The organism is Rossellomorea oryzaecorticis (assembly GCF_045897515.1).
Lineage (GTDB): Bacteria > Bacillota > Bacilli > Bacillales > Bacillaceae_B > Rossellomorea > Rossellomorea enclensis.
The window spans coordinates 55363-78916 of the sequence record NZ_JBJOSA010000011.1 but is presented as its reverse complement, the minus strand read 5'-3'; the positions used below and the strand labels follow the sequence as shown (position 1 = coordinate 78916).

At 45.9% G+C, this 23554-nt stretch carries 23 protein-coding genes; 2 read left to right on the top strand and 21 right to left on the bottom strand.

Annotated elements, in window-relative coordinates; genetic code table 11:
* Window positions 1-2: 2 nt before the first annotated feature.
* From ACKA06_RS13725 to cymR, 18 genes are all read right to left on the bottom strand, one after another.
* Window positions 3-1274 (bottom strand): peptidase U32 family protein, encoded by a 1272-nt coding sequence (locus tag ACKA06_RS13725; protein ID WP_058297842.1) that lies wholly within the window; start codon window positions 1272-1274, stop codon window positions 3-5.
* Between the two features lie 44 nt (window positions 1275-1318).
* A complete protein-coding gene (locus ACKA06_RS13720; RefSeq protein ID WP_058297843.1) occupies window positions 1319-2248 on the bottom strand; it encodes a peptidase U32 family protein in 930 nt (309 codons plus the stop codon).
* On the bottom strand, window positions 2245-2895 hold the full coding sequence (locus tag ACKA06_RS13715; protein ID WP_214871876.1) for an O-methyltransferase: 651 nt from the start codon (window positions 2893-2895) through the stop codon (window positions 2245-2247). The genes ACKA06_RS13720 and ACKA06_RS13715 overlap by 4 nt, the downstream gene beginning before the upstream one ends.
* Window positions 2896-3120: 225 nt before the next feature.
* Window positions 3121-4254: an endolytic transglycosylase MltG gene (gene mltG / locus ACKA06_RS13710; RefSeq protein ID WP_032087549.1), complete on the bottom strand. Its 1134-nt coding sequence runs from the start codon at window positions 4252-4254 to the stop codon at window positions 3121-3123.
* Between the two features lie 171 nt (window positions 4255-4425).
* Window positions 4426-4713, bottom strand: coding sequence for a DUF1292 domain-containing protein (locus ACKA06_RS13705; protein ID WP_032087548.1), 288 nt, complete (start codon window positions 4711-4713; stop codon window positions 4426-4428).
* Window positions 4714-4728: 15 nt separating this feature from the next.
* Window positions 4729-5145, bottom strand: coding sequence for a Holliday junction resolvase RuvX (ruvX, locus tag ACKA06_RS13700; protein ID WP_058297846.1), 417 nt, complete (start codon window positions 5143-5145; stop codon window positions 4729-4731).
* Between the two features lie 3 nt (window positions 5146-5148).
* On the bottom strand, window positions 5149-5415 hold the full coding sequence (locus tag ACKA06_RS13695) for an IreB family regulatory phosphoprotein (RefSeq protein WP_032087546.1): 267 nt from the start codon (window positions 5413-5415) through the stop codon (window positions 5149-5151).
* Between the two features lie 83 nt (window positions 5416-5498).
* Entirely contained in the window at window positions 5499-8132 is a 2634-nt protein-coding gene (gene alaS / locus ACKA06_RS13690; RefSeq protein ID WP_411159906.1) for an alanine--tRNA ligase, read from the bottom strand.
* A 352-nt stretch (window positions 8133-8484) separates the two neighbouring features.
* Entirely contained in the window at window positions 8485-9555 is a 1071-nt protein-coding gene (locus ACKA06_RS13685) for an AI-2E family transporter (protein WP_032087544.1), read from the bottom strand.
* Between the two features lie 107 nt (window positions 9556-9662).
* A complete protein-coding gene (locus ACKA06_RS13680; protein WP_098151195.1) occupies window positions 9663-9803 on the bottom strand; it encodes a YrzQ family protein in 141 nt (46 codons plus the stop codon).
* Between the two features lie 6 nt (window positions 9804-9809).
* Window positions 9810-9995, bottom strand: a complete 186-nt coding sequence (locus tag ACKA06_RS13675; RefSeq protein ID WP_032087543.1) for a hypothetical protein — start codon at window positions 9993-9995, stop codon at window positions 9810-9812.
* An 832-nt stretch (window positions 9996-10827) separates the two neighbouring features.
* The gene (gene bioB / locus ACKA06_RS13670; protein ID WP_032087542.1) at window positions 10828-11832 is read right to left on the bottom strand and encodes a biotin synthase BioB; all 1005 of its coding nucleotides are present in this window, start codon (window positions 11830-11832) and stop codon (window positions 10828-10830) included.
* Window positions 11833-11854: 22 nt separating this feature from the next.
* Complete coding sequence (locus ACKA06_RS13665) at window positions 11855-12451, bottom strand: biotin transporter BioY (protein ID WP_411159905.1); 597 nt, start codon at window positions 12449-12451, stop codon at window positions 11855-11857.
* Between the two features lie 163 nt (window positions 12452-12614).
* A complete protein-coding gene (gene recD2 / locus ACKA06_RS13660; RefSeq protein WP_411159904.1) occupies window positions 12615-15008 on the bottom strand; it encodes an SF1B family DNA helicase RecD2 in 2394 nt (797 codons plus the stop codon).
* Between the two features lie 18 nt (window positions 15009-15026).
* Entirely contained in the window at window positions 15027-15689 is a 663-nt protein-coding gene (locus tag ACKA06_RS13655) for a tetratricopeptide repeat protein (RefSeq protein ID WP_411159903.1), read from the bottom strand.
* A 170-nt stretch (window positions 15690-15859) separates the two neighbouring features.
* The gene (mnmA, locus tag ACKA06_RS13650; protein ID WP_411159902.1) at window positions 15860-16975 is read right to left on the bottom strand and encodes a tRNA 2-thiouridine(34) synthase MnmA; all 1116 of its coding nucleotides are present in this window, start codon (window positions 16973-16975) and stop codon (window positions 15860-15862) included.
* Between the two features lie 47 nt (window positions 16976-17022).
* Window positions 17023-18165 carry a cysteine desulfurase family protein gene (locus tag ACKA06_RS13645; RefSeq protein WP_411159901.1) on the bottom strand — a complete coding sequence of 381 codons (1143 nt, stop codon included), beginning with the start codon at window positions 18163-18165 and terminating at the stop codon, window positions 17023-17025.
* Between the two features lie 13 nt (window positions 18166-18178).
* Complete coding sequence (cymR, locus tag ACKA06_RS13640; protein WP_032087536.1) at window positions 18179-18598, bottom strand: cysteine metabolism transcriptional regulator CymR; 420 nt, start codon at window positions 18596-18598, stop codon at window positions 18179-18181.
* Window positions 18599-18809: 211 nt separating this feature from the next.
* Here cymR and ACKA06_RS13635 point away from each other — a divergent pair, with 211 nt between their 5' ends.
* Window positions 18810-20084 carry a replication-associated recombination protein A gene (locus ACKA06_RS13635; protein ID WP_032087535.1) on the top strand — a complete coding sequence of 425 codons (1275 nt, stop codon included), beginning with the start codon at window positions 18810-18812 and terminating at the stop codon, window positions 20082-20084.
* A 96-nt stretch (window positions 20085-20180) separates the two neighbouring features.
* Window positions 20181-20900, top strand: a complete 720-nt coding sequence (locus ACKA06_RS13630; RefSeq protein WP_058297854.1) for a hypothetical protein — start codon at window positions 20181-20183, stop codon at window positions 20898-20900.
* A gap of 82 nt (window positions 20901-20982) precedes the next feature.
* On the opposite strand, the gene ACKA06_RS13625 is transcribed toward ACKA06_RS13630, so the two are convergent.
* The 3 genes from ACKA06_RS13625 to ACKA06_RS13615 are packed head-to-tail and all read right to left on the bottom strand — an operon-like array spanning window position 20983 to window position 23553.
* On the bottom strand, window positions 20983-21930 hold the full coding sequence (locus ACKA06_RS13625; protein ID WP_032087534.1) for an ABC transporter permease: 948 nt from the start codon (window positions 21928-21930) through the stop codon (window positions 20983-20985).
* Window positions 21923-22849, bottom strand: coding sequence for an ABC transporter ATP-binding protein (locus ACKA06_RS13620; protein WP_032087533.1), 927 nt, complete (start codon window positions 22847-22849; stop codon window positions 21923-21925). Before ACKA06_RS13620 ends, ACKA06_RS13625 begins: the two co-directional genes overlap by 8 nt.
* The gene (locus ACKA06_RS13615; protein ID WP_411159900.1) at window positions 22846-23553 is read right to left on the bottom strand and encodes an ABC transporter ATP-binding protein; all 708 of its coding nucleotides are present in this window, start codon (window positions 23551-23553) and stop codon (window positions 22846-22848) included. Before ACKA06_RS13615 ends, ACKA06_RS13620 begins: the two co-directional genes overlap by 4 nt.
* Window position 23554: the final 1 nt, after the last annotated feature.

Genomic DNA, 23554 nt, shown 5'->3' with positions numbered 1-23554 from the left:
AATTATTTGTTCTCCTTTCGCATCATGTTGTCAGCGTAAACTCTCTGATCAACTTTGAACTTCACAATTTGAAGCGGATGGCGTGCAACGTCCATCTCATTTCCTTTTTCATCCCACATCTGTCCGATCACTTGAGTGAAATTGGAAATCTCAGGCCCGAAAAACTCCACTTCCTGTCCGGATTTAAAATGATTCCTCTGCTGCAGAGTGACGATTCCTGTATCCTCATCGTAATCAAGCACCAGTCCGACGAATTCAAAATTCGTATTCTTTTTATCATGAACTCCGAACATCTGCTCTTTGAACCCAGGGACGCCCTCGAAGAAAGCAGGGGCTGCTTCCCGGTTGGCGCATTTTTCGAGTTCTTCAAGCCATTCTTTCCTGATTTTGAAGTTGTCCGGATCTTTACAGTATTCATCGATGACCTTGCGATAGACGCTCACCACTGTTGCAACATAATGGATCGATTTCATGCGCCCCTCGATTTTAAGACTGTCGATTCCGAGTTCTATCATTCTTGGAATGGATTCAACGAGCTTCAGATCTTTTGGACTCATGGCGAAAGGAGCATCGTTTTCACTGAATAAAGCTTGTTCATCACTGCCTTCAAGCTGATAGAGATCATAATCCCACCGGCAGGATTGACAGCACCCACCCCTGTTTGAATCACGCGCTGTCATATGATTGCTCAATGTACAGCGGCCTGAATAGGCAATGCACATGGCTCCATGGATGAAAGTCTCGATTTCGATATCCACTTTTTCCTTCATCTCACGGATTTCTTCACCACTTGTTTCACGCGCCAATACAACGCGGTCAAGTCCTTCTTCTTTCCAGAACTGCACTGCTTTCCAGTTCGACAAACTTTGCTGGGTGCTTAAATGGACTTCGACTTTCGGGGCCACACGCCTGCAGGTCTCGATGATAAGTGGATCTGCGACGATAATACCGGCAACCCCTGCTTCCTGGAGGCCCATCAAATATTCTTCAAGGCCATCCATATTTTCATTATGAGCGAAGATATTTGTCGTTACATAGATCTTTGCATCATACTTTTTGGCAAACTCCACGCCCTCTTTCATTTCTTCCAATGTGAAATTTCCTGCATTCGAGCGGAGACCGAACTCCTGACCGCCGATATAAACTGCATCCGCGCCATAATGCACGGCAATTTTCAATTTTTCAAGATTACCTGCAGGAGCCAATAACTCCGGTTTCTTCACGATAACACGTTTACCGTCAACAACGTTAGAGATTGGTTCTTTTACAACCATGGTCAACGTAACTCCTCCGTTCTTTCCATCTTTCAAATGTCTGATTAATAGACCGTTTCTTTAAAGAAAAATCCTGTATCCAAGGGACGGTTTTCTGGCTGAAGCTGTTTTGCTTCCTCTAACAGCCCGTCCTTCTGCTCCTCGTAGAGATCTTCATCCTGTACAAACAGATCAATCGCTTTTCTGTACAGTTTTGTGATTTGCACAAGATATTGAGAGGATTTCAATACACCGTCAATCTTGAAAGAATCGACACCCGCTTCTATCATCTCCCCGAGCTCATCTATGATGCACATGTCATTTGGGCTCATGATATGAGTGCCGTTCTCATCTTCGAATATAGGATATTTATTGTGACGTTCCTGATCATGAAGAAACATATTCTTCTGCTGCCTGCGGTTCTCCACTTCCATCACTTTACCTTGATATTCAAAATAGTTGCCGAGGAGGGACCGTTTAGACTGAAACATGCATGTCATGCCATGGACCTGGACCTCGATTTCCACTTCCGCATTTTCCTTGATTTCCACAATGGAATCCATGCTGAGTTCACGGGCAAGCACCGCACGCGCAGCACCTTTTCTCCCCCAGTAATTGCATGTATACCAGTTTGTTGCTGTTGTTTCCGTGTTCCAGTGAAGCTTCATATCGGGTGCCGCAGTTCGTGCTGCCATCAAAACGGCAGGGTCTCCGAAAAGGACTGCATCTGCCCCCGCATCCTTCAAGAATGAAATGTACTCTTCAAGGTCAGCGACCTTATCATTATGGAAAATCGCATTCATCGCGACGTATACCTTCTTGCCCAGGCCGTGGGCGGTATCTAAGGCCGCCTTTACTTCTTCTTGTGTAAATTCCCCTGCAAGTCGCAGCCCGTATTTTTGTTCTCCGATAACGAATGCATCAGCCCCTGCATGAGCTAAAGGTTCGATATCTGAAAGGGATGTCGGTGTAACCAACAACTCCGGCTTCTTCACTTCCGTTCACCTCTTTTTTTACTGATGGCAATCCCATCCCCCACCGGCAGGATGGATGTTTCATACTCGTCGTGGCTCATCAGCCACGCATTATATTTCTGAAGTTTCTTCACCATATTCCTGATTCTTTTCTGTTCGACTTCATCTTCCGCTACAAGTCCCTTGAATAAGACATTATCGGAATAAACGATCCCGTTTTCTGAAAGCATCGCTGCATAAAGGTCGAAGAATTTCTGATACTGGCCTTTTGCCGCATCAATGAAAATGGCGTCAAAAGGACCGTTTTTCCCTACTTCAGCCTGCAGTTCAAGAGCATCGCCCAAAAGGGTATGAATGCGGCCTTTATGGCTCGAACGTGCCAGGAAGTCCTGTGCGGTATTGTACCTTTCTTCGTCCCGTTCAATTGTCGTTATTTCCGTTTCCGGAAGGGCTTCGGCCATCCTTAATGCCGAGTATCCGATGGCCGTACCGATTTCCAGGATCCGGGCCGGTTTCTGAATGGACAGTATACCAAGGAGCGCTTCAATACCAACGAGTTCCATGATAGGTACATGGTGTTCTTCAGCATATTGTTCCATTTCCTCCAGGAGGGGAGAACGTTTCGGGGTAATAGATTCTATATAGTTAATAACCTTTTCGTCCATCATATGATTTCACGATCCTCGCCTATTAAACTGCTGTACCTCTCCTGCACAACATGAAAAGAAGAAAGCTTCTCTGAGCTTTCTACTTCAATCATTATCCACAGGAGATAACGCATCTTTATGAAAAATAACTTGTACTATTTTAACACAGGAAGAAGAGGAAAGCGAATGTTTCTTTCCTCTTCTCCCTAAGCCGAACGTTATTCACACCATGCATTGCAGGGAGTGTCATTCGGATTTATTCGTGATATATTTTGCTTTCTTTTCATTGTGTTCTTCAAGTGTTTCTGAATAGTATACAGATCCGTTTGCAGAAGCGAGGAAATAATAATAATTGGTATCCTCAGGCTGCAGGGCAGCTTCAATTGAGGAAAGACCGGCATTCGCAATCGGTCCTGGCGGAAGTCCTTTCACTTTATAGGTGTTATAAGGAGAATCCACTTTCAAATCATCGTAATTTGTACGTGGTTTATGCTCACCAAGTGCATAAAGGACGGTTGGATCGGTTTGCAGCGGCATTTCTTCCTCTATACGGTTATAGAAGACACTTGAAATTTTTCCTCTGTCTGCTTTCTCGGTCGCCTCTTCTTCAATCAGGGAGGCCATTGTTAATAATTGATGCGCCGTATACTCCCTTTCGGTAATGGAGTCACGATACTGCGCCAGCACTTCATCCGTTTGATCGAGCATTTCCTTTAGTATGTCTTCCAGAGGAGGCTTCTTTTCATAGAAGGAATACGTAGCGGGATAAAGATACCCTTCGAGCGGCCTCTTGATTTCTTTATTATCTATTTCGTCTGTAACCAGGTTCGGATATTCCTTTTTTAGTTGCTCGAGCCATTTCTTATCATTCAATTTCTTCTCGACTTCTTCTTTTTTATACGGAGAATGATCTGCTATGATTTCTGCGATCTGATCCAGTTGAAGTCCTTCAGGTATGGTTATTTTAAATTCAGCTTTCCTCATGACCTTTCCGGTCTTTAAGCTGTTGACGATTTCATTAAGTGTCATCGATGGTGTCAAATCATAGGAACCTGCCTGAAATCCAGACTCATTGTTGAATTTCACATAGTATTTAAAGACTGTCGAATTCTTAACAATGCCCTTTTCTTCAAGGATCTTTCCTATCGAAGTGACTCCCGATCCGATCGGGATCTCCACATTCACTGGTTTTGTATCATCCGGATCTACCGGTTTCAGGGCAGAATTCACGTAAAGGTATCCGCCGACAGCCGTGCCCCCGATTATGATGATCAGCGAAATAAAGATAAGTCCGACGATTTTCCGGATGACTTTAGCCTCTTCCTGTCTTTCCAATAGTTTTTTAGTAAGCGTTTCTTTTATTTTATTTTTATCTTTCATTTTTCCATTCCCCCTTTCGAGCAAAAAAGCGGGATATCCGTGATAGTGTTTTCGACATCATCTCCCCTATTATACAATATTTTGCACAAAGTGAAACAGGGACCGGCAAAAAGGATAAAAATTATCCTTTCACCGGTCCCTGTCCACTATAACCTGGCAACAAAGCAGGGGCTATTCGCCTTCTTCTTCATCCAGGAAGGTATTCAGCATTTCTTCGATCATGTCCCACTCTTCTTCAGTTTCGATCGGCTTCAATTCGCCTTCTTCACCTTCATCGCCTGGTACGAAAGCTGAAGCATGAATTTCGATTTCTTCTTCGTCATTTTCGTCTGCTCCAAGCGGGTAATACAGAACATATGACTTGTTGAATTTGTCTGACTCAAATGTGAATAGGACCTCACAAAGCTGTTCATTTCCTTGTTCGTCCACTACTGTAATTTGTTTTTCTCCGTGTTCCATCGAGCATTCACCTCATTATTTTTGACTGTCCAGATATCCTTGCAGGATCATCACTGCAGCCATTTTATCGATTACTTTTTTACGCTTCTTCCTGCTGACGTCAGCTTCAAGGAGGACTCTCTCAGCAGCCATCGTACTTAAGCGTTCATCCCAGTACTTAACCGGGATGGAAAGTTCGCTTTGTACAAGTTCACCGTAAGCCTGTGATGCCTCACCGCGCGGTCCGATCGTATTGTTCATGTTTTTAGGCATGCCGACAATGATCGTATCCACTTCGTACTCATCGGCTAATTCCTTGATCCGGTCAATTCGAAAGTTGCCTTCTTCTTCGTTGATCTTCACTGTTTCGATTCCCTGCGCCGTCCAGCCGAGGGCGTCGCTGATCGCAACGCCGACAGTTCTCGAACCAACGTCCAGTCCCATTACACGCATGTATTATCCCTCTTTATGCTGTCTCAAATACGATTTGACTAATTCTTCGATGATTTCATCACGTTCCAGGCGGCGGATGATATTTCTGGCGTCTTGATGTCTAGGGATATACGCAGGATCCCCGGATAATAAGTACCCAACAATTTGATTGATCGGGTTATACCCTTTTTCCTGAAGCGCATCATGAACTTGAAGCAGGACTTCCTTGACATCATGTTCAAATGGCTCGTCGGAAAAATCAAATCGCATCGTTTTGTCAAAAGAACTCATTCTTTGCACCTCTCTTCAGGCTTGTCTTTCAAACAAACGAATTGTTCATCGTTACCTTCATTGTACACCACTTTAATGCAGAGTTAAACGGATTTCACCCATTCTTCTGCAAATTGCAGTGCTTCCTCAAGTTTTTCAGGGTTTTTACCGCCGGCCTGTGCCATATCAGGACGGCCGCCTCCGCCGCCTCCGCATCGGGATGCCACTTCTTTGACCAGCTTGCCGGCGTGGTAACCTTTGTCGACGAGATCTTTCGTCACGCCTGCAATGACATTAACTTTTCCATCCCCTGAAGTACCAAGGACAATGACAGCAGATCCAAGCTTCTGCTTGAGATCATCCATCATCGTACGCAATGTATTACTGTCCGCGGCGCCGACTTTAGCCGAAAGCACGTTGATGCCATCGATTACTTTCACTTTATCAGTTAAACTTCCTGCTTCTATGTTAGACAACTTCGCAGCCAATGATTCATTTTCTCTTTGAAGATCTTTCATTTCAACCATCATGCTGTCCACTCGGCTCACGATATCTTTAGGGTTCGCCTTCAGTTTATTTGCTGCTTCTTTGAGGAGAGCTACTTGATCGTTCAACAGCCTGTAAGCATTTTCGCCCGTGACGGCTTCAATCCGGCGTGTTCCTGCCCCAATGCCGCTTTCAGACACGATTTTGAACAATCCGATTTCAGATGTGTTAGAAACGTGGCATCCTCCGCATAGTTCAAGGCTGAACTCCCCGATGGATACAACGCGTACAACTTCACCGTATTTTTCACCGAATAAAGCCATCGCACCCATTTCTTTTGCCTCTGCCAGAGATTTAAGATCTGTATTCACGGTCAAGGCTTTCCATACCTGCTCATTCACGATACTCTCGATTTTTTCCATTTCTTCAACAGTTACTGATCCGAAATGAGAGAAATCAAAGCGAAGGCGGTCAGGTTCCACAAGTGAACCGGCCTGGTTTACGTGCTCACCAAGAACTTCCTTCAATGCCTGGTGCAGAAGATGTGTAGCAGTATGATTCTTCTCCACGTTCTTCCTGGAATTCCGTGAAACTTTTGCTTTTACTTTTTGATCCTTTTTCAAGGTTCCTTCTTCGACGACTGCAGAGTGAAGGTTTTGCCCATTTGGTGCTTTCTTAACGTCGGTTACATATACACGCACACCATCGCCTTCAAGATATCCTTTATCCCCGATCTGTCCGCCGCTTTCAGCGTAGAAAGGAGTCTGATCGAGGATGAACTGGAACTCCTGGCCTTTATCGACTTTCGGCTGGCGTTCTTTATCGACCAGTACCTCAAGGACGACAGCAGTTGCTTCCAGGCTGTCATAACCGACAAATTTGCTTTCTGCCGTGATATCACTGAGGATGCCTCCCTGCACCTGCATGCTCCCGACATCCTGGCGAGCTGCACGCGCTCTTTCACGCTGGCCTTCCATTTCCCGCTCAAAGCCTGCATGATCGACTGAAAGTCCTTCCTCTTCAGCATATTCCTCCGTTAACTCGACAGGGAACCCGTATGTATCATAAAGTCTGAATACATCTTCCCCCGGGATCGTATCGCTTCCAGCTTTCTTCTCTCTTTCCACAATGGAAGAAAGAATCGCAAGACCTTCATTCAATGTTTCGTGGAAGCGTTCTTCCTCGTTTTTCACCACTTTTTGGATGAATTCCGCTTTTTCTTTTACCTCTGGATAGAAATCGACCATGATTTCTGATACGACAGGTACCAATTCATACATGAACGGACGATTGATTTCAATCTGTTTTGCAAAGCGGACGGCACGGCGGAGTAAACGTCTTAACACATAGCCGCGGCCTTCATTTGAAGGAAGAGCCCCGTCACCGATTGCAAACGAAACAGTACGGATATGATCGGCAATCACTTTGAAAGCTACATCGATTTCTTCTTTTTGACCGTATGTGCTTCCTGAAATTTTTTCGACCGCCTTCATGATCGGCATGAATAAGTCTGTATCGAAGTTAGTCGGAACTTCCTGAACGACGCATGCCATCCGTTCGAGCCCCATTCCGGTATCGATGTTTTTCTTCGGAAGCGGTGTATATGTTCCATCAGGATTATGATTGAACTGGGAGAACACAAGATTCCATACTTCAAGATAACGATCGTTTTCCCCGCCGGGATACAGCTCGGGATCTTTAGGGTCATCGCCGTATTCCGGACCGCGGTCGTAGAATATCTCTGTATTCGGTCCGCTCGGGCCTTCCCCGATGTCCCAGTAGTTCCCTTCGATGCGAATGATGCGTTCGGCAGAAACACCGACTTTCTTGTTCCAGATTTCAAATGCTTCTTCATCCTCCGGGTGGATGGTGACCGATAATTTTTCAGGATCAAACCCGATCCATTTTTTATCCGTCAGGAACTCCCATGCCCATTCAATCGATTCTACTTTGAAATAGTCGCCGATCGAGAAGTTTCCGAGCATTTCAAAGAATGTATGGTGGCGTGCAGTTTTACCGACATTTTCAATATCATTTGTACGTATTGACTTCTGGGCATTGACAATTCTTGGATTCTGGGGAATGACACGCCCGTCAAAGTATTTCTTTAATGTCGCCACACCGCTGTTGATCCAAAGAAGCGAAGGATCCTCATGCGGCACGAGTGAAGCACTTGGTTTTACACCATGGCCTTTTTCTTTAAAGAAATCTAAAAACATTTGGCGGATTTGTGCGCCGGTTAACTTGTTCATTTTAACTCCTCCTTTAGTTATGCAGGTAAAAAAGAATACAAAAAAGCCCTCATCCCCAAAAACAGGGACGAGAGCTGACTCGCGGTACCACCCTGGTTGTGAATATCATAAAAACGATATTCACCCCTCAAACACCTTAACGCGGTTCAACGGCAGGTTTTTCCTGCACTCCGGATTAGCTTTCAGTCATCCTTCATCTGGAACTTCTTTCAGCCTGGGAAGTTCCTCTCTTATGTGCCTTTGCACTCAGATGGGCTATGACTTACTGGATCCATCGACATTTTCGTCATGTAAACTTTATTGTATATGTTGGATTATAGAAATATTGAAACCTTTTGTCAATGATATCCCTCTAGTTTTTTGCATGGAGGAAATGAGTCCTTCCATGTATGAAGGCCACCTTCAGTACAGCAAGGACCGGGACGGCCACGATCATCCCAAGGATTCCACCCACTTCGCCGCCGATGATCAGGGCACCCATGATGAACAAAGGATGCATATGGAGGCTTTTCCCGACAATCAAAGGTGACAGTATATTCCCCTCAAGGAATTGCAGGACGAGGACCAATATGACCACATAAAGGATCATTTTCAGTGAAATCGTGCTCGCAACGAGTATCGCCGGAACCGCTCCGATGATGGGCCCGAAATAAGGGATGACATTGGTGATACCCATGATTACCCCCAGTATCAAAGGATACTTCATCCCCATGAACCAAAGAACGGCTGCAGACAGGCCTCCGATGACCAGACAGACAAACAGCTGGCCCCGTATATACCCACCCAGTGACTCATCAACATCCCTTGAAAACCTGAGCGCACTCTCCCTCCATCTGACAGGCGTAAGTTCCCAAAAGAATTTCTTTACTTTTGTTATATCCTTTAAGAGATAAAATGATACAAACGGTACGATCGCAACGATGAGCAGGCTGTTCATCAGTTTCAGAAGAATCGCGATCAGAGCGGCCACAAGCCCGGTAAGCCACGCTTCCATCCCTTCGATCCTGTCATCCAGTTGAGACTGGATGCCGTCCGGCCATGTCGAAGTTTTACTTTGGATATAGTGAAGCCACTTTTGGTATTGAGAAGTAAACATCGGTGCATTTTCCGAAAGATCCTTTAATTGATGGATGATGATGGGGGTTCCTTTATAAAGCGCGTACCCAAGCCCACCGAAAAAAAAGATATAAATGAGCATGATGGCAATGCCTCTGTGGATACCCGCTTTATGAAGTTTTTCCACAAGGGGGTGAAGCAGATAGGCGATGAAGCCCCCGATCGCAAATGGAAGAAGGGAAAGGATCACTACTTCAAGGACCGGATGCCACACGGGTTTGAGTAAAAAAAGAATGTAAAGGAACACGGCACAGACGAGTGCAATGGACAACCTGTAAAGCCATTTCGCATATGTTCTTGTTTCCACTGCCACCCCTCCTTCTTTCCCTTATTGTTAGAATCACGGGGAGGTTTTTATACCACAAAATAAAAAACTGACCCACCTGTAAAGGAGAGTCAGTCAATAAATTTACTTTAAAACATCTTTTTCATTTGTTTGCGAAGCCTTTTCACTTGCTTTCTGTTCATCATATTTGATCGCTGGGAATAAATTGATGCAGCGATTCCAGCTCCAAAACCAACAATTGATGCGAATGTACGGTTCAAGAAAGACACCTCTTCCTAGATGAATTGGCGGTCTTCCTCATCGAACAAGTCGTCTAAAGAGCTTAATGATCCATCTTCTTCCACCTGATGAGTGTGGATGACTCCTTTTGACAAGGAAAGTTCTATGAAGCATCCCCAACAGTAATATTGGTTGATCCCGATCTTCCCTATATCTTTGCTCTGACAGTTTGGACATTTCATCGTAAGGTCACCTCTATTGCACCAGCAAAACTGGAGATTATTCCCTACCATCGTGTCCAGGAAAAGCGAAAGATATACATGTTCCCGGGAAAACGCGCCCAAACGGCACACTTTTCGTACACCGTTCTTATATAGTGTGAGGCATTTCCGCCAATTCATGAGGACAACCTTTTTCCATTGCAGCCAACTAATTTTCACGATTTGATATAATGAATACTTAGTACGTTACATTGCGCTGCAGGCACTTGCTTTCCGCGGGGAGGAAGTTGAGCCTCCTCGGCGTTCCGCCTGCGGGGTCTCAACTTTTCCTCTATCTCCCGTCGGAGTCAAGTGCCTTCCGCTCCATTCCACTCTCGGTTTTAAAAGGAGAATATTGTATGGGAGTAAAATTAAGGCTGCACTAAATGCCGGGACAAGTGTTTTAATAAAAAAAAAACCGAACTGTGTTGCCTTTAGCAGGCAATACAAGTTCGGGTACTATGTTTGATGGCACAGCTAGATGATAGCTCTGTTTAGCGGTTGATTGGAGTGCAAGACGAAGACTTCTGCGGGAAAAGTAGCTTATAAGAAAAGCGGAGGGGCTTTGCTCAGAGGCGTGTGGCATAAGACGAAGCGACCACGAAGGCGTTCTTTGCCTTCTTGGTCGGTTTGACTTATGACATGTGCCTCTAAGCCCTGCAGCTGGACAGGTGAGACCCCGCAGGCTTGCCGAGGAGGCTCACGGGCTACCCGCGGAAAGCGTAGTCTTGCACGGAAATCATGAGCGGTAATCAAAGCCTGTACTATATGTTAGTCTTTTTTCAATTATGCCCAACCTTCATTTAGGCATATGCTAAACAAGTTCTTCTGCGGTGATTTCGTTGGTGTAGTCGATTTCGAAGCCGAGATCTTTCAGCATTTGGTGATCGGCCGTTTCCTGCTGGCCAGCCGTTGTCAGATAGTCGCCTACAAAGATGGAGTTTGCTGCATACAGTCCCAGAGGCTGAAGACTGCGGAGATTCACTTCTCGTCCGCCGGAGATCCTGATTTCCTTTGTCGGATTGATGAATCTCATCAGGCATAATACCTTCAAGCAATATCTTGGATCCAATTCATCTGTACCCTCAAGCGGCGTTCCATCGATGGCATGCAGGAAATTGACCGGAATCGAATCTGCATCCAGTACTTTGAGACTGCGTGCCATGTCCACTACATCCTGAAGACTTTCCTTCATCCCGACAATGACTCCGGAGCACGGGGAAATCCCCTGCTTTTTTGCTATCTCAACCGTATTGACGCGGTCTTCATATGTATGGGAGGTCGTGATTTGCTCATGATGGTTTTCAGATGTATTGATATTGTGATTATATCGATCCACCCCGGCTTCCTTCAGTCTCTCTGCCTGGTCTTCTTTCAACAGGCCAAGGCAGGCACATACCTTCATGTCATAGTTTTCTTTGATTTCTTTTACTGCCGAAACCACTTTATCTACGTCCCGATTGGTCGGACCGCGTCCGCTTGCCACGATGCAGTAGGTGCCTACATTCAATTTGTGTGCTTTCTCCGCACCTTTAATGATCGTATCTTTGTCCACCATTGCGTATTTCTCAATCGGAGCCTTTGAAACAATCGATTGAGAACAATATCCGCAGTTTTCCGGGCAAAGGCCGGACTTGGTGTTGATGATCATATTCAATTTAACTTTATTGCCATAATAATGTTTCCTGATTTGATAAGCACCGTTCAGGAGCTCAAGCAGCTCCCCGTCCGGGCATTGCAGAATCGATAACGCTTCGCCGTCGCTGAGCTCTTTTCCCTGAATTACTTCAAGAGCAAGGTCCTTCCATGAATGATCCATAACATATTCCCCCCAAATATTATTATGCTGCGCGATTCACATTTCTGAATGTACTTTTTGACAACACTGTTTTTTCCAGGCGGTGTGCCATGATCCCTGCACAGACAGCAAGGATGATATCCTTTGGAAGCGGGACAAGCATCCACGACCAAACGAGTCCGTAAGACAAGCCATCTGGAGCTTGCGCCCACAGCTTGTATGCTGCATACATCCAGTTGGTCCCTGCCACATAGTTGAACACCATTCCTGCCAGGGCTGCGACCACATAGGCCTTGATTCCTTTATGCTTTTGAATGATTTTCCCTGTTATATAGGCCGTTAAGATATAGGCCAGGATAAAACCGAATGTCGGGCTGAAAATCGATGAAAATCCTGCACCAAATCGCGCGAATACCGGTACCCCCACCAAACCGACCAACGCATAAACAGTCATGGAAATCGCCCCGATCCGGCTTCCTAATATGGCACCGGCCAAAATGGCAAAGAACGTCTGGAGCGTGATGGGGACTCCTCCGATGACGAGGAATGGTACGAAGGATGTAATATTGGCACCAACAGCCATAAGTGCCACAAACATACCTGCCAATGTTAAGTCAATGGTTCTAAGTTTTCTGTTCATTTCTCTCTTCCCCCAACGTTAAAGTTAATTACTATTTAAGAATATCGTTCTCCCCGAGTTAATGTCAACCTAAATTAAATGAAGGTTTACTTAAAAGCTAAAAAAAGGATAACAAACAAGGATGGCCGGCACCCTCGATTGTTAACCTTTGTAAAACCAGTATTTATTCAGCTTCCATGAAATCATAAGGGGTAATCCCTTCCATCCCGACCATCGGATCTTCATTCATTATGATCTCTGCCGCAGACAGACCTTCTTTATCTTCATCAACTTTCCCATCTCCGTCATTGATGAGGGAAAGTTTTTCAGTCAGTGTCGTCTTACGCATAAAATCGTCTTCTCTCTCCACACCGAGTTTAAAGGCATCGAGTTCACCGCACAGGATCAAAAATTGCTTGCTCCTTGTTATCGCAGTGTACAGAAGATTTCTGCGAAGCATGCGGAAATAACTTTTTACGACCGGTAAAATGACGATGGGGAATTCGCTTCCCTGTGATTTATGGATCGAACAGCAGTAGGCATGGGTAATCTGGGTCAGGTCCTGCCTTGTATACGTGACTTCAGTACCCTCATAGGAAACGATGATCATGTCCTGTTTTTCGGTGTTTTCTTTTGCATAGAAAATCGAGACGATCTCCCCGATATCCCCGTTGAATACATTGTTCTCAGGCTGATTCACCAGCTGCAGGACTTTATCACCGATCCGGTAGTGGACATCCCCGAAGGTTATTTCCTTCCGGGTCCCATCATTGGGGTTGAAAATTTCCTGAAGCAGCTTGTTCAGGCTGTCAATACCCGCAGCCCCTCTGTACATGGGAGCAAGCACCTGTATATCCTTTGGTGTGTAGCCCTTTTTCTTGGCGTTTTCGACTACCTTACGGACAACTTCCGGAATCTTATTCGTCCGGCACGGGAAGAAAGACCGGTCCTTCTGCTGCTTTGTCAGGTCGGCAGGAACCTGCCCTTTTTTCATACTATGGGCAAGCTCAATGATCGATGAACCCTCCTCCTGACGGTAAATATCCGTCAATCTGACAGTGGGGATCACCCCCGACCCCAGCATGTCCTTAAGGACCTGCCCGGGCCCAACCGAAGGGAGCTGATCTTCATCACCGACAAAAATGACCTGAATATCATCGGGAAGTGCTTTCAGGAGCTGGTGGGCGAGCCAGGTGTCCACCATCGACACTTCATCGACAATCAACAGTTTTCCTTCTATGGCACGTTCCTCGTCACTCTGAAAGCCTTCCTGCCCATTCCAGCCGAGCAGCCTGTGGATGGTCATTGCCGGCAGACCGGTCGATTCAGTCATGCGTTTGGCCGCCCTCCCTGTTGGGGCCGTCAACAATACAGGAAAAGGTTCATCTTTATAGTCCTTTGGATCCAGGGAACATCCGTGAAGATCGGCGAAAAGTTCCACGATCCCGTTGATGACCGTGGTCTTCCCCGTACCCGGGCCCCCTGTCAAGAGGAGCATCGGTGACATCAATGCCGTTTCGATCGCTTCCCTTTGGGATGGGGCATACTGGACTCCAAGCCTGTCCTCAAGTGCCCCCAGAGCCAGCAGGAACTCCGATTGCGGGAATTGATCTTCATATTGCTTTTGGGATAGAATTTTCTCGATGCTCGTGACGATCCCTTTCTCGGAGAAGTACAGAGAAGGGACATATACCTTTGAACCTTCTCCGGCCACCTTGCTTTCTTCTTCGAGCGATACGAGTTGAGTGGATATCTCGGTATATTCTATTTTTCCCGGCTGGCTCTTCTCAAGAAGTTCCTTTACCGTCATGATAAGCTCTTCTGCTTCAAGGAATACATGCCCCTGCTTCACGCAGACTTGTTCGAGGGTATAAAGGCATCCGGCCTTTATCCTGTCCGGATGACTTCCGGAAATCCCGATTTTCGAACCCAGTTCGTCAGCCCTCGTGAAACCGATCCCTTCAATGTCTTCCACCAATTTATATGGATTTTTCTGGATGATTTCCAGTGTCTGTTCTTTGTAAGCCTGATAGATCTTCATGGAAATCTGCGGACCGAATCCAAGATCATTCAAGGCGATCATCACACGTTCGAGTCCCTGATGCTCCGTCAGCGTGTCATAAATGTTTTTTGCTTTCTCAGGGGGAAGTTTAGGTACTTCATCGAGCACCCCGGGGTTTTCAAGAATTTTTGAAATGGCATTTTCTCCGATATGCTCTACAATCTTCTCCGCTGTTTTTTTACCGATACCTTTAAACAGATCGCTCGATAGATAATGGACGACCCCCTGGATTGTCTGCGGGATCTCTTTTTTGAAATGATTCGCATGAAATTGCATACCGAATTTCGGGTGTTCCTGGAAGCGTCCGTAAAACACATATGTCTCTTCCTCATGTATGCGCGGGAAGTGGCCTGTGATGACTGCTTCCTTCTCTTCATAAGAATGGTTCGTCTCATCCACCCGGATCCTTACAACGGTATACAGATTTTCCTCATTATGAAATATCGTCACAAGATGCCTGCCCTTGATATACGTTTCTTCATCTCCAAACAGCTTCATTGAATCCTGCTGGCTCAAGGTTTAGAAACCCCCTAACTATTCGCTCTTCAATTTCTCGATCATCTTGATGCCGTATCCTGCCAGCATATGATCGGGCTGAATCTCGACCGCTTTATTAAAATACTCAAGCGCCTTGTCTGCATCATCCTTATACCCTGCATATGCCACTCCCAGATTATAGTAAGCATCTGCATGTCCCGGGTCCTGTTCAATGACCTTTGAAAGCTGACCGATTGACTCCTCATACGCTTCAGCCTGCGCAAGGCATAATCCAAGCTGGAAGTGTGCTTCGATGTCTTCTTCATTGAGCTCCACACTTCTTTGCAGGTAGGGGATGGCAAATTTAGGCTGCTCCAGATTAACAAGGCTTAAACCAAGCATGAAGTAGACGTCTGCATTTTCCATCCCTTTATGGACAGCTTTCTCGAATTGATCCTTTGCAGAATCATAATCCTCTTCATTAAAGTATAGATTACCAAGTGAATAGTACGCAGCAGCTGCATCTTCGTCGACCGAAACCGCCCTTTCGAAGAAAGACTTTGCTTTTTCATTGTCACCGACGGTCAACAGGACATTTCCGAAGTTGATATATCCCACTGGATCTTTCGGGTTTTCTTCTATTGCTTCAGTAAAGAGTTTCACCGCTTCCTCGAGTTTTCCTTCCTGCAATAACTCGACTCCTTTTAAGTTCTTATCCATTTTCAGCACCTCTATCATATTATTATGTATTTTAACCAGTTGATTTTCAGGTTCGAATTGCTCTCAGTATACCATATTTGCACATGTGAAAGAGCGTAAAGAAAGGACTGGGACGAAGGATAATAACTCCCTTCTTCACAGTCCTTATCATTCTTAACCCGCAGGCATCATCAGCCTACATAGGTCAGTTGCTTTTCGTCTTTATAGATGGTATCGATCGTTCCGCCGCCGAGACATTCGTCTCCATCGTAAAATACAACGGCCTGTCCCGGTGTTACGGCACGGATCGGTTCATCGAAGATCACTTTTGCCTGCCCATTATCGAGCGGGACCACCGTTACAGAATTGTCAGCCTGACGGTAGCGGAATTTAGCCGTACATTTGAATTCAGACGGTTTATCTTTGTCGGACGTCCAGTGCACATCCGCAGCAAGGATGGAGTCGGAATACAATGCAGGATGTTCAAATCCCTGTCCAACATACAGTACATTACGTTCCAGGTCTTTTCCGATGGCGAACCATGGATCTCCGGCACCGCCGATCCCAAGGCCGTGACGCTGTCCGATAGTATAATACATCAATCCGTCATGATTGCCCATCACTTTGCCGTCCATCGTTTCCATATTGCCCGGCTGCGCAGGAAGGTAATTGCTTAAGAAATCCTTGAAATTCCTTTCACCGATAAAGCAGATTCCCGTACTGTCTTTTTTGGCAGCGGTCGCCAGTCCTGCTTCTTTCGCAATTTCCCGTACCTTTTTCTTATCGATCCCGCCAAGCGGGAACATGACTTTCTCAAGCTGATCCTGCCCAAGTTGATTGAGGAAGTAGGTTTGATCTTTATTGTTATCGACTCCGCGGAACATCTTATATTCCCCATCGCGGTATTCGACCTGGGCATAGTGCCCGGTTGCAAGATAATCTGCGCCTAGTTTCATCGCGTGCTCAAGAAATGCCTTGAATTTGATTTCTTTGTTGCACATCACATCCGGGTTCGGCGTCCTGCCGGCTTTGTATTCATCAAGGAAATAGGTGAATACCTTATCCCAATATTGTTTTTCAAAATTGACAGCGTAGTAAGGGATTCCAATTTGATTGCATACGCGAATGACATCATTATAATCCTCGGTCGCTGTGCATACTCCATTTTCGTCCGTGTCATCCCAGTTCTTCATAAAAATCCCGATGACTTCGTATCCTTGCTCTTTCAAAAGAAGAGCAGCAACTGAAGAGTCCACACCGCCGGACATCCCGACGACCACTCTTGTATCCTTAGGGTCCTTATTCATTATACGCCACCTCCTTATTCCTTTTGCTTTCTATATCTTCAAGGGAATCAGGACACCAATCGTCCAACCACCTTGGCAACTTCAATTGCAGCCTGCTCAATCTGTGCTTCTGTATTCCCGAGGCCAAAACTGAAACGGATTGAATCCCTCGTCCTTCCGGATTCATTTCCGAACATGGCAACCAATACGTGGGAAGGTTCAATCGACCCTGCCGTACACGCTGAACCGCTCGATACGGCAATGCCGGCCATATCCAGATTCATCAGCATCGATTCAACATCCGTTCCGGGAAAGCTTAAGTTTAGCACATGCGGTAATCCATGCTCAAGAGAACTGTTCTCATCGAATTCAACATTTTTTTCCATCAATGTCTTACGGAACAATTCCTTGAAACCTTCATACATAGCACTCTTCTCGTCCAAGCTCTGCTGGGCGAGTTCCACGGCTTTTCCCAGTCCTGCTATCGCCGGTACGTTTTCCGTACCTGCACGCCTCTTACGTTCCTGCTCGCCACCGAATGTACCGGGCTGGAGATTCACGTTTTGACCGCAGTAAAGGAAACCGACTCCTTTAGGTCCGTTGATTTTGTGTCCTGAAACCGACAGCATATCGACGCCAAGTTCGTTTACATCGATATCCATCAAGCCGAATGCCTGCACTGCATCGGTATGGAAGTAGGCATCATGATCTTTCAGGAGCTGCCCGATTTCCCTGATGGGCTGAATGGTTCCAACCTCGTTATTTCCATACATGACCGTCACCAGGATCGTATCCTGCCGGAGGGCATGTTCCAGATCTCCCAATGAAATCCTGCCTGATTCATCAACCGGGAGATACGTAACCTCGAATCCTTGTTCTTCTAAATGCCTGCATGTATGAAGGACCGCATGATGTTCAATTTGAGTGGTGATAATATGCTTCCCTCTGGATGCGTTGGCATGTACCGTACCTGTGATGGCTAAATTATCAGCCTCGGTTCCGCCGCTTGTAAAAATGATTTCATTATAATCCGCCTTCAAGCTCCTTGCGATTTTCGTCCGTGCCTGATCCACAAGATGACGGGCCGAACGGCCAAAAGAATGGATGCTTGACGGGTTACCGAATGTCTCTTTCATGACAGCCGTCATTTCTTCTATGACTTCTGCATGCATCGGGGACGTAGCGGCATGGTCCATGTATATTCTTTCCATCTTCAGGCACCTCCTAGATATAAAACATGTATGCGTCGGATTCGCCGTCATCCGAGTGACTGGCTAAATCTTCGATTGTCGTATTATCCAATACATCTTTAACTGCATCACGGATACGGATCCATAATTCACGTTTAGCAGGCTCTTCGTCTTCTATTCCTTCAACAGGGCTGATCGGCCCTTCGAGGATACGGATGATATCCCCTGCCGTGATTTCGGATGGTTCATGTCCGAGGACATACCCTCCATAAGCCCCGCGGATGCTTCGCACAAGTCCGCTGTTCCTGAGCGGTGCCACCAGCTGCTCAAGATAATGTTCCGAAAGCTCATGCTGCTGTGCAATTGTTTTCAGGGAAGTCGGCCCCTCCCCATGACGCTTAGCCAACTCAATCATAATCGTCAAGCCATACCGGCCCTTAGTAGATATCTTCATTATTCCTGCACCTCTTAAATTCTTATAATCACTAGTCTAAATTCTATTAGATATATCTTATTATTTTTATCAGTAACCTTTGTTATTATAGCATATCCGTTCATTCACTGTGAAAAGTATCAATTATATGTGCGTCCGGGCGGTATCATTTCCTAATGGGGGTGCGCTGTGATAAAGTGATGGAAAGAACACTAGTTTGGAGAGATTTGTTATGGCTATTAAACCCCTCGCCTTCAGGATGAGGCCGCGGACAATCGAAGAGATCATCGGGCAGCAGCACCTGGTGGGAGAAGGAAAGATCATCGACCGGATGGTAAAAGCAAAGCAGCTTTCCTCCATGATATTATACGGCCCCCCCGGAATCGGTAAGACTTCGATTGCAAGCGCCATTGCCGGAAGCACTAAATATAGATTCAAAACATTGAACGCAGTCACAAACAATAAAAAAGATATACAGATCGTCGCGGAAGAAGCCAAGATGTCAGGGAAAGTCATTTTGCTTCTTGATGAGGTACACCGTCTGGATAAAGGAAAACAGGATTTCCTGCTTCCATACCTGGAAAATGGGATGATTACATTGATCGGTGCCACAACGAGCAATCCATACCACGCGATCAACCCTGCCATCAGAAGCAGATGCCAGATTTTTGAATTGAAGCCGCTCTCGGTAGACGAAATGAAAACAGCTATATACAGGGCGGTTGAGGATAAGGAGCGGGGCCTTGGGGATTACTCCCTGGAAATATCAGACGAAGCCGTCCATCATTTCGCAAGCAGCAGCAACGGAGATGTAAGAAGTTCGCTGAACGCACTTGAACTTTCGGTCTTATCCACTTCTCCCGACACGGACGGTGTGATTCACATCGACGTCGGCATCGCAGAGGAATGCCTTCAGAAGAAAAGCTTTTCCCATGATAAAGACGGCGATGCGCATTATGACGTATTAAGCGCTTTTCAGAAATCGATACGGGGAAGCGATGTGAATGCCGCACTCCATTATTTAGGAAGACTCGTCGAAGCCGGCGATCTGCCGAGCATCGCCCGCCGGCTGCTCGTCATTGCCTATGAGGATATCGGCCTTGCCAATCCATCAGCAGGGACCAGGACGCTTGCGGCTGTCGAAACGGCTGAAAAAATCGGATTTCCGGAAGCACGGATCCCGCTGGCCAATGCCATCATCGAACTCTGCCTGTCGCCGAAATCGAATTCCGCCATTCTTGCAATCGACGGGGCTCTTTCTGATATCCGTAAAGGGAAAAGCGGGGAAGTCCCGGATCATCTGAAAGACGCCCACTATAAAGGGGCCAGTGAACTGGGAAGAGGAATCGAATATAAATATCCTCATGACTATGATTCAGGATGGGTCCCGCAGACCTACCTGCCGGACCGGTTGAAAAACGCACGCTACTATACCCCTAAATCGACCGGAAAATTCGAGCAGGCCATCGCAGGCGTTTACGAGAAAATCAATAAACAGATGAAATAGTGAATGTGAGCCAGACCTTTTTATGGGGTCTGGCTCTTTTGACACCATCGGGCTGATGTCACATACACTGATAAAAAGTCCGCGGAGGTCATGCCGATGATCATTCTGAAAGACGGCTCTTCCACAACCAATCTGAAAGGGCTGCCCGCTTCAGCACCACTGATTCTGAATGCCCTTGAAAAAAGCAAAATACGCTATGAATACAATGACCTTAAAGAACTTTCTTTCGAAGTGAAGATGAGGGACCGAATCATAGAAAACAGCAGATGGCTGAACAACAGTGCTGCGACGTTTTCTGCCTTTGCGTCATCATCCTTCAATCCTTACTACTGGATCAAAACCATGAGCGGGTACCGCCTGCGGCCGGGCAAGCGGCCATCAGCTGCAATCAGGGACGTATTCGAAAATCCGTATTTGTACAGTTTCGAATGTGTGACTACAGTTGTCCTGCTTTACTATAAATCCATCCTTGATACGATACGGCCTGAATATTTCGACCGTCTTTATTCTCCCATGCTCATTTGGGGACATAATTACAATGATGCCATGCACATGGAGACATATGAAGGAGTAGACAACATACCTGGAGATGTACATTACTTTTATAATCCGGATTACGGAGATCCCATCTGGATGGGTGAAAACGCCGTTTACCTGGGGCCTGACCAATATTTCGGGCATGGCATCGGGATCGTCACACATGATAAGATGATTGAAGCACTCAATACCCTGAGAAAGGTAAACGCGACTAAATCTGCATATCTGCTTAATCAGACAACAAGACTGAATTTCTCTGAACTTTATAAGTACTCATAATAAAAGACGGTCCTCATGGAGACCGTCTTTTTACAGTAAAATTGTTGAAAAACTGTCGGGCTGCCTTCAGAGATATTCCTTACTAGGCTGCCACATCCCGCTTCCTGAACACAAGGAATGCAAGGAGCTGGAAAATGGCAAAATAGATCAGCAGCATAGTGATCGAGAAGCCCATCGTCATCCCCTTTACCATCGGCTGACTGAAACCGGTGTATTGGGTCAAATCGGTGTTGGCGAACAGGCTGTATTTCGCCCAGTCGAATTTCATTGCCAATAACCCTGTCGCATTAGATCCCATGAATAACAGGAATAGTGATAGACCGATGGCAAGGGAAGAACTTCTGAATACTGTCGAAATCATGAAAGCCATCGTTGCCATCATTGTTACATCAATCGATTTCAGAAGATATGTCTTAATTAAGTAACCAACCATATTCTGCTCGACTACTTCCCCGTCGATATACGCCAGATGAACCGATTGGCCCGTGCCTCCGAACAGGATCAAACCGATCAGGAAGGAGACGGCGAAAAGAATAGCCAGCATCGTCACTCCGTACAGGATGACCGTAATATATTTTGAGAGTAATATCTTTGTCCGTGAGATAGGGCGGATCAACAACAGCTTGATTGTTCCCCAGGAGAATTCACTTGCCACAATGCCCGCGGCAACGATGATTGCAAACAGTCCGACGAGCGTCACTGCGAATCCATTTGTTTCAACAAATGTCCAAACCGTTTCTTTTGTATTGGGTTCAATATCGTTTTTGATTCTATACTCGTTGATGGCAATATTTTTTTCGAACATACCTTTGCTGTAATTATCCATGCCGTTTTCGGATAGAACCTGCTTATCACCTTCCACCTGGGCGGTGAGCTCCTGCTTCCAGTTATCCGTTTCTTTCACTTTTGAATCTTCATATTTCGTGAATGCTCCGACCACCCCGATTATCAAAATCAATATACCGAGCATGACCCAGGTGCCGACCCGCTTGAAGATTTTCATCCATTCGTTCTTGATCAAATTAAGCATGCAAGACTTCTCCCTTCTCATTCGTGATTTCAAGGAATCTGTCCTCTAGTGACTTCGCTACCTGCATGACGCTGTATATTTCTACGCCGTGTTCAACGAATGCCTTGACCAGCTGAGGCACCTGTTCCTTTGTGATCCCCGTTTGCAGTTTCTTGTTTTTCATTTCGAACACAAGTGAAGGATTAAAGGTCTTCATGACCGATCGTGCCTTTTCTTCATCATTCACTTCAAACTGATAGACAAGTTCCTTCCCGTCCACAAAATCCCGCACTGTCTGCACGTCCACAAGCTTTCCTTTTTGAATGATCCCGATGCGGTCACACATCATCTCCATTTCGGAGAGGAGATGACTGGATACGATGACAGCCATGCCTTCTTCCTGTGCCAGCTTCCGGATATAGGCCCGGATTTCACGGATACCGGCAGGATCCAATCCATTCGTCGGTTCATCCAGTATCAGGATTTTTGGTCTGTGAAGCAGGCACTGCGCGAGGCCGAGCCGCTGTCTCATCCCAAGGGAATATGTCTTGACTTTATCTTGGATCCGATCGGTCAAGCCGACCAGTTCAACCACTTCCTTGATTCTTTCTTCCGTTATCCCTTTCTGCATCCGCGCGAAATGCTGCAGATTTTTGTATCCTGACATGAACTTATAAAGTTCCGGATTCTCTACGATGGCCCCTACAGATGAAATTGCCCCTTCGAAGTCCTTCTTGATGCTTTTACCGGAGATCAGAACATCCCCCTGCGATATGCTCATGAGTCCTACAATCATTCTGATTGTGGTTGTTTTCCCGGCTCCATTCGGTCCCAGGAATCCAAAAACTTCTCCCTCATACACATCAAAAGAAAGGTCATCTATGATCTTTTTTCCCTTAATAACTTTTGAAACGTTTTGTAACTTCACAATCGTATTCATTCTTCTCTACTCCCTTCAGCAGTCGTTTTTTTCAACCATTGCAGCACTGATAATCCTTCTTCTTCCCTCAGCTTCTCCACGTCGCAATGACCTTCGATCCTGCCATTGTGGATGATATAGGCTTCATCGAGGATCGCTTCGATTTCATCGATCTCATGCGTGGCGATGATGACCGTCTGATTGCCAAAGTCGATGTATGAGATGAGACTCTTCACGATCGAATCCCTGACCATCGGATCAAGGCCCGAAAACGGTTCATCCAGTAGAAGCACATCTGTATTACGGGACAGGGTCAGGATAAGTTTCAATCTTCCACGATTTCCCTTTGATAAATGTTTAATTTTTTTATTTTTATCTAGATCCATGAAATCTGACAGCTCATATGCTTTCTTCCTATCAAAATCTTTGAACTGAGAAGCATAGAAGGAGATCATTCCATCAACGGTGAACGCTTCGTAGAACATATCAAGCTCTGTCAAATAAGCGACTTTATCCGCAATCTTCCTGGTTACTGCCCCTCCGCTCACGGTTACGATTCCGCTGGTCGGAATCACAAGACCCGCTATCATCTTCAGAGTGGTTGATTTACCACTGCCGTTAGGACCCAGCAATCCGTATATTTTCCCTTTCTCAAACTGAAGGGTGGTGTTTTCAAGTGCCGTCCCATGACCATATTTTTTTGTCACCTCTTGAAACCGAATCACG

What these genes read in the sequence shown, in the direction of transcription:
- ACKA06_RS13725 (WP_058297842.1), bottom strand. Translation starts at nt 1,274, where the DNA reads ATGGTTGTAAAAGAACCAATCTCTAACGTTGTTGACGGTAAACGTGTT.
- ACKA06_RS13715 (WP_214871876.1), bottom strand. Translation starts at nt 2,895, where the DNA reads ATGATGGACGAAAAGGTTATTAACTATATAGAATCTATTACCCCGAAA.
- mltG (WP_032087549.1), bottom strand. Translation starts at nt 4,254, where the DNA reads ATGAAAGATAAAAATAAAATAAAAGAAACGCTTACTAAAAAACTATTG.
- ACKA06_RS13705 (WP_032087548.1), bottom strand. Translation starts at nt 4,713, where the DNA reads ATGGAACACGGAGAAAAACAAATTACAGTAGTGGACGAACAAGGAAAT.
- ruvX (WP_058297846.1), bottom strand. Translation starts at nt 5,145, where the DNA reads ATGCGTGTAATGGGACTGGACGTTGGTTCGAGAACTGTCGGCGTTGCG.
- ACKA06_RS13695 (WP_032087546.1), bottom strand. Translation starts at nt 5,415, where the DNA reads ATGAGTTCTTTTGACAAAACGATGCGATTTGATTTTTCCGACGAGCCA.
- alaS (WP_411159906.1), bottom strand. Translation starts at nt 8,132, where the DNA reads ATGAACAAGTTAACCGGCGCACAAATCCGCCAAATGTTTTTAGATTTC.
- ACKA06_RS13675 (WP_032087543.1), bottom strand. Translation starts at nt 9,995, where the DNA reads ATGAAATGTCCAAACTGTCAGAGCAAAGATATAGGGAAGATCGGGATC.
- bioB (WP_032087542.1), bottom strand. Translation starts at nt 11,832, where the DNA reads ATGGATCATTCATGGAAGGACCTTGCTCTTGAAGTAATTCAGGGAAAA.
- ACKA06_RS13665 (WP_411159905.1), bottom strand. Translation starts at nt 12,451, where the DNA reads ATGAACAGAAAACTTAGAACCATTGACTTAACATTGGCAGGTATGTTT.
- ACKA06_RS13655 (WP_411159903.1), bottom strand. Translation starts at nt 15,689, where the DNA reads ATGGATAAGAACTTAAAAGGAGTCGAGTTATTGCAGGAAGGAAAACTC.
- mnmA (WP_411159902.1), bottom strand. Translation starts at nt 16,975, where the DNA reads ATGAATAAGGACCCTAAGGATACAAGAGTGGTCGTCGGGATGTCCGGC.
- ACKA06_RS13645 (WP_411159901.1), bottom strand. Translation starts at nt 18,165, where the DNA reads ATGGAAAGAATATACATGGACCATGCCGCTACGTCCCCGATGCATGCA.
- cymR (WP_032087536.1), bottom strand. Translation starts at nt 18,598, where the DNA reads ATGAAGATATCTACTAAGGGCCGGTATGGCTTGACGATTATGATTGAG.
- ACKA06_RS13635 (WP_032087535.1), top strand. Translation starts at nt 18,810, where the DNA reads ATGGCTATTAAACCCCTCGCCTTCAGGATGAGGCCGCGGACAATCGAA.
- ACKA06_RS13630 (WP_058297854.1), top strand. Translation starts at nt 20,181, where the DNA reads ATGATCATTCTGAAAGACGGCTCTTCCACAACCAATCTGAAAGGGCTG.
- ACKA06_RS13625 (WP_032087534.1), bottom strand. Translation starts at nt 21,930, where the DNA reads ATGCTTAATTTGATCAAGAACGAATGGATGAAAATCTTCAAGCGGGTC.
- ACKA06_RS13620 (WP_032087533.1), bottom strand. Translation starts at nt 22,849, where the DNA reads ATGAATACGATTGTGAAGTTACAAAACGTTTCAAAAGTTATTAAGGGA.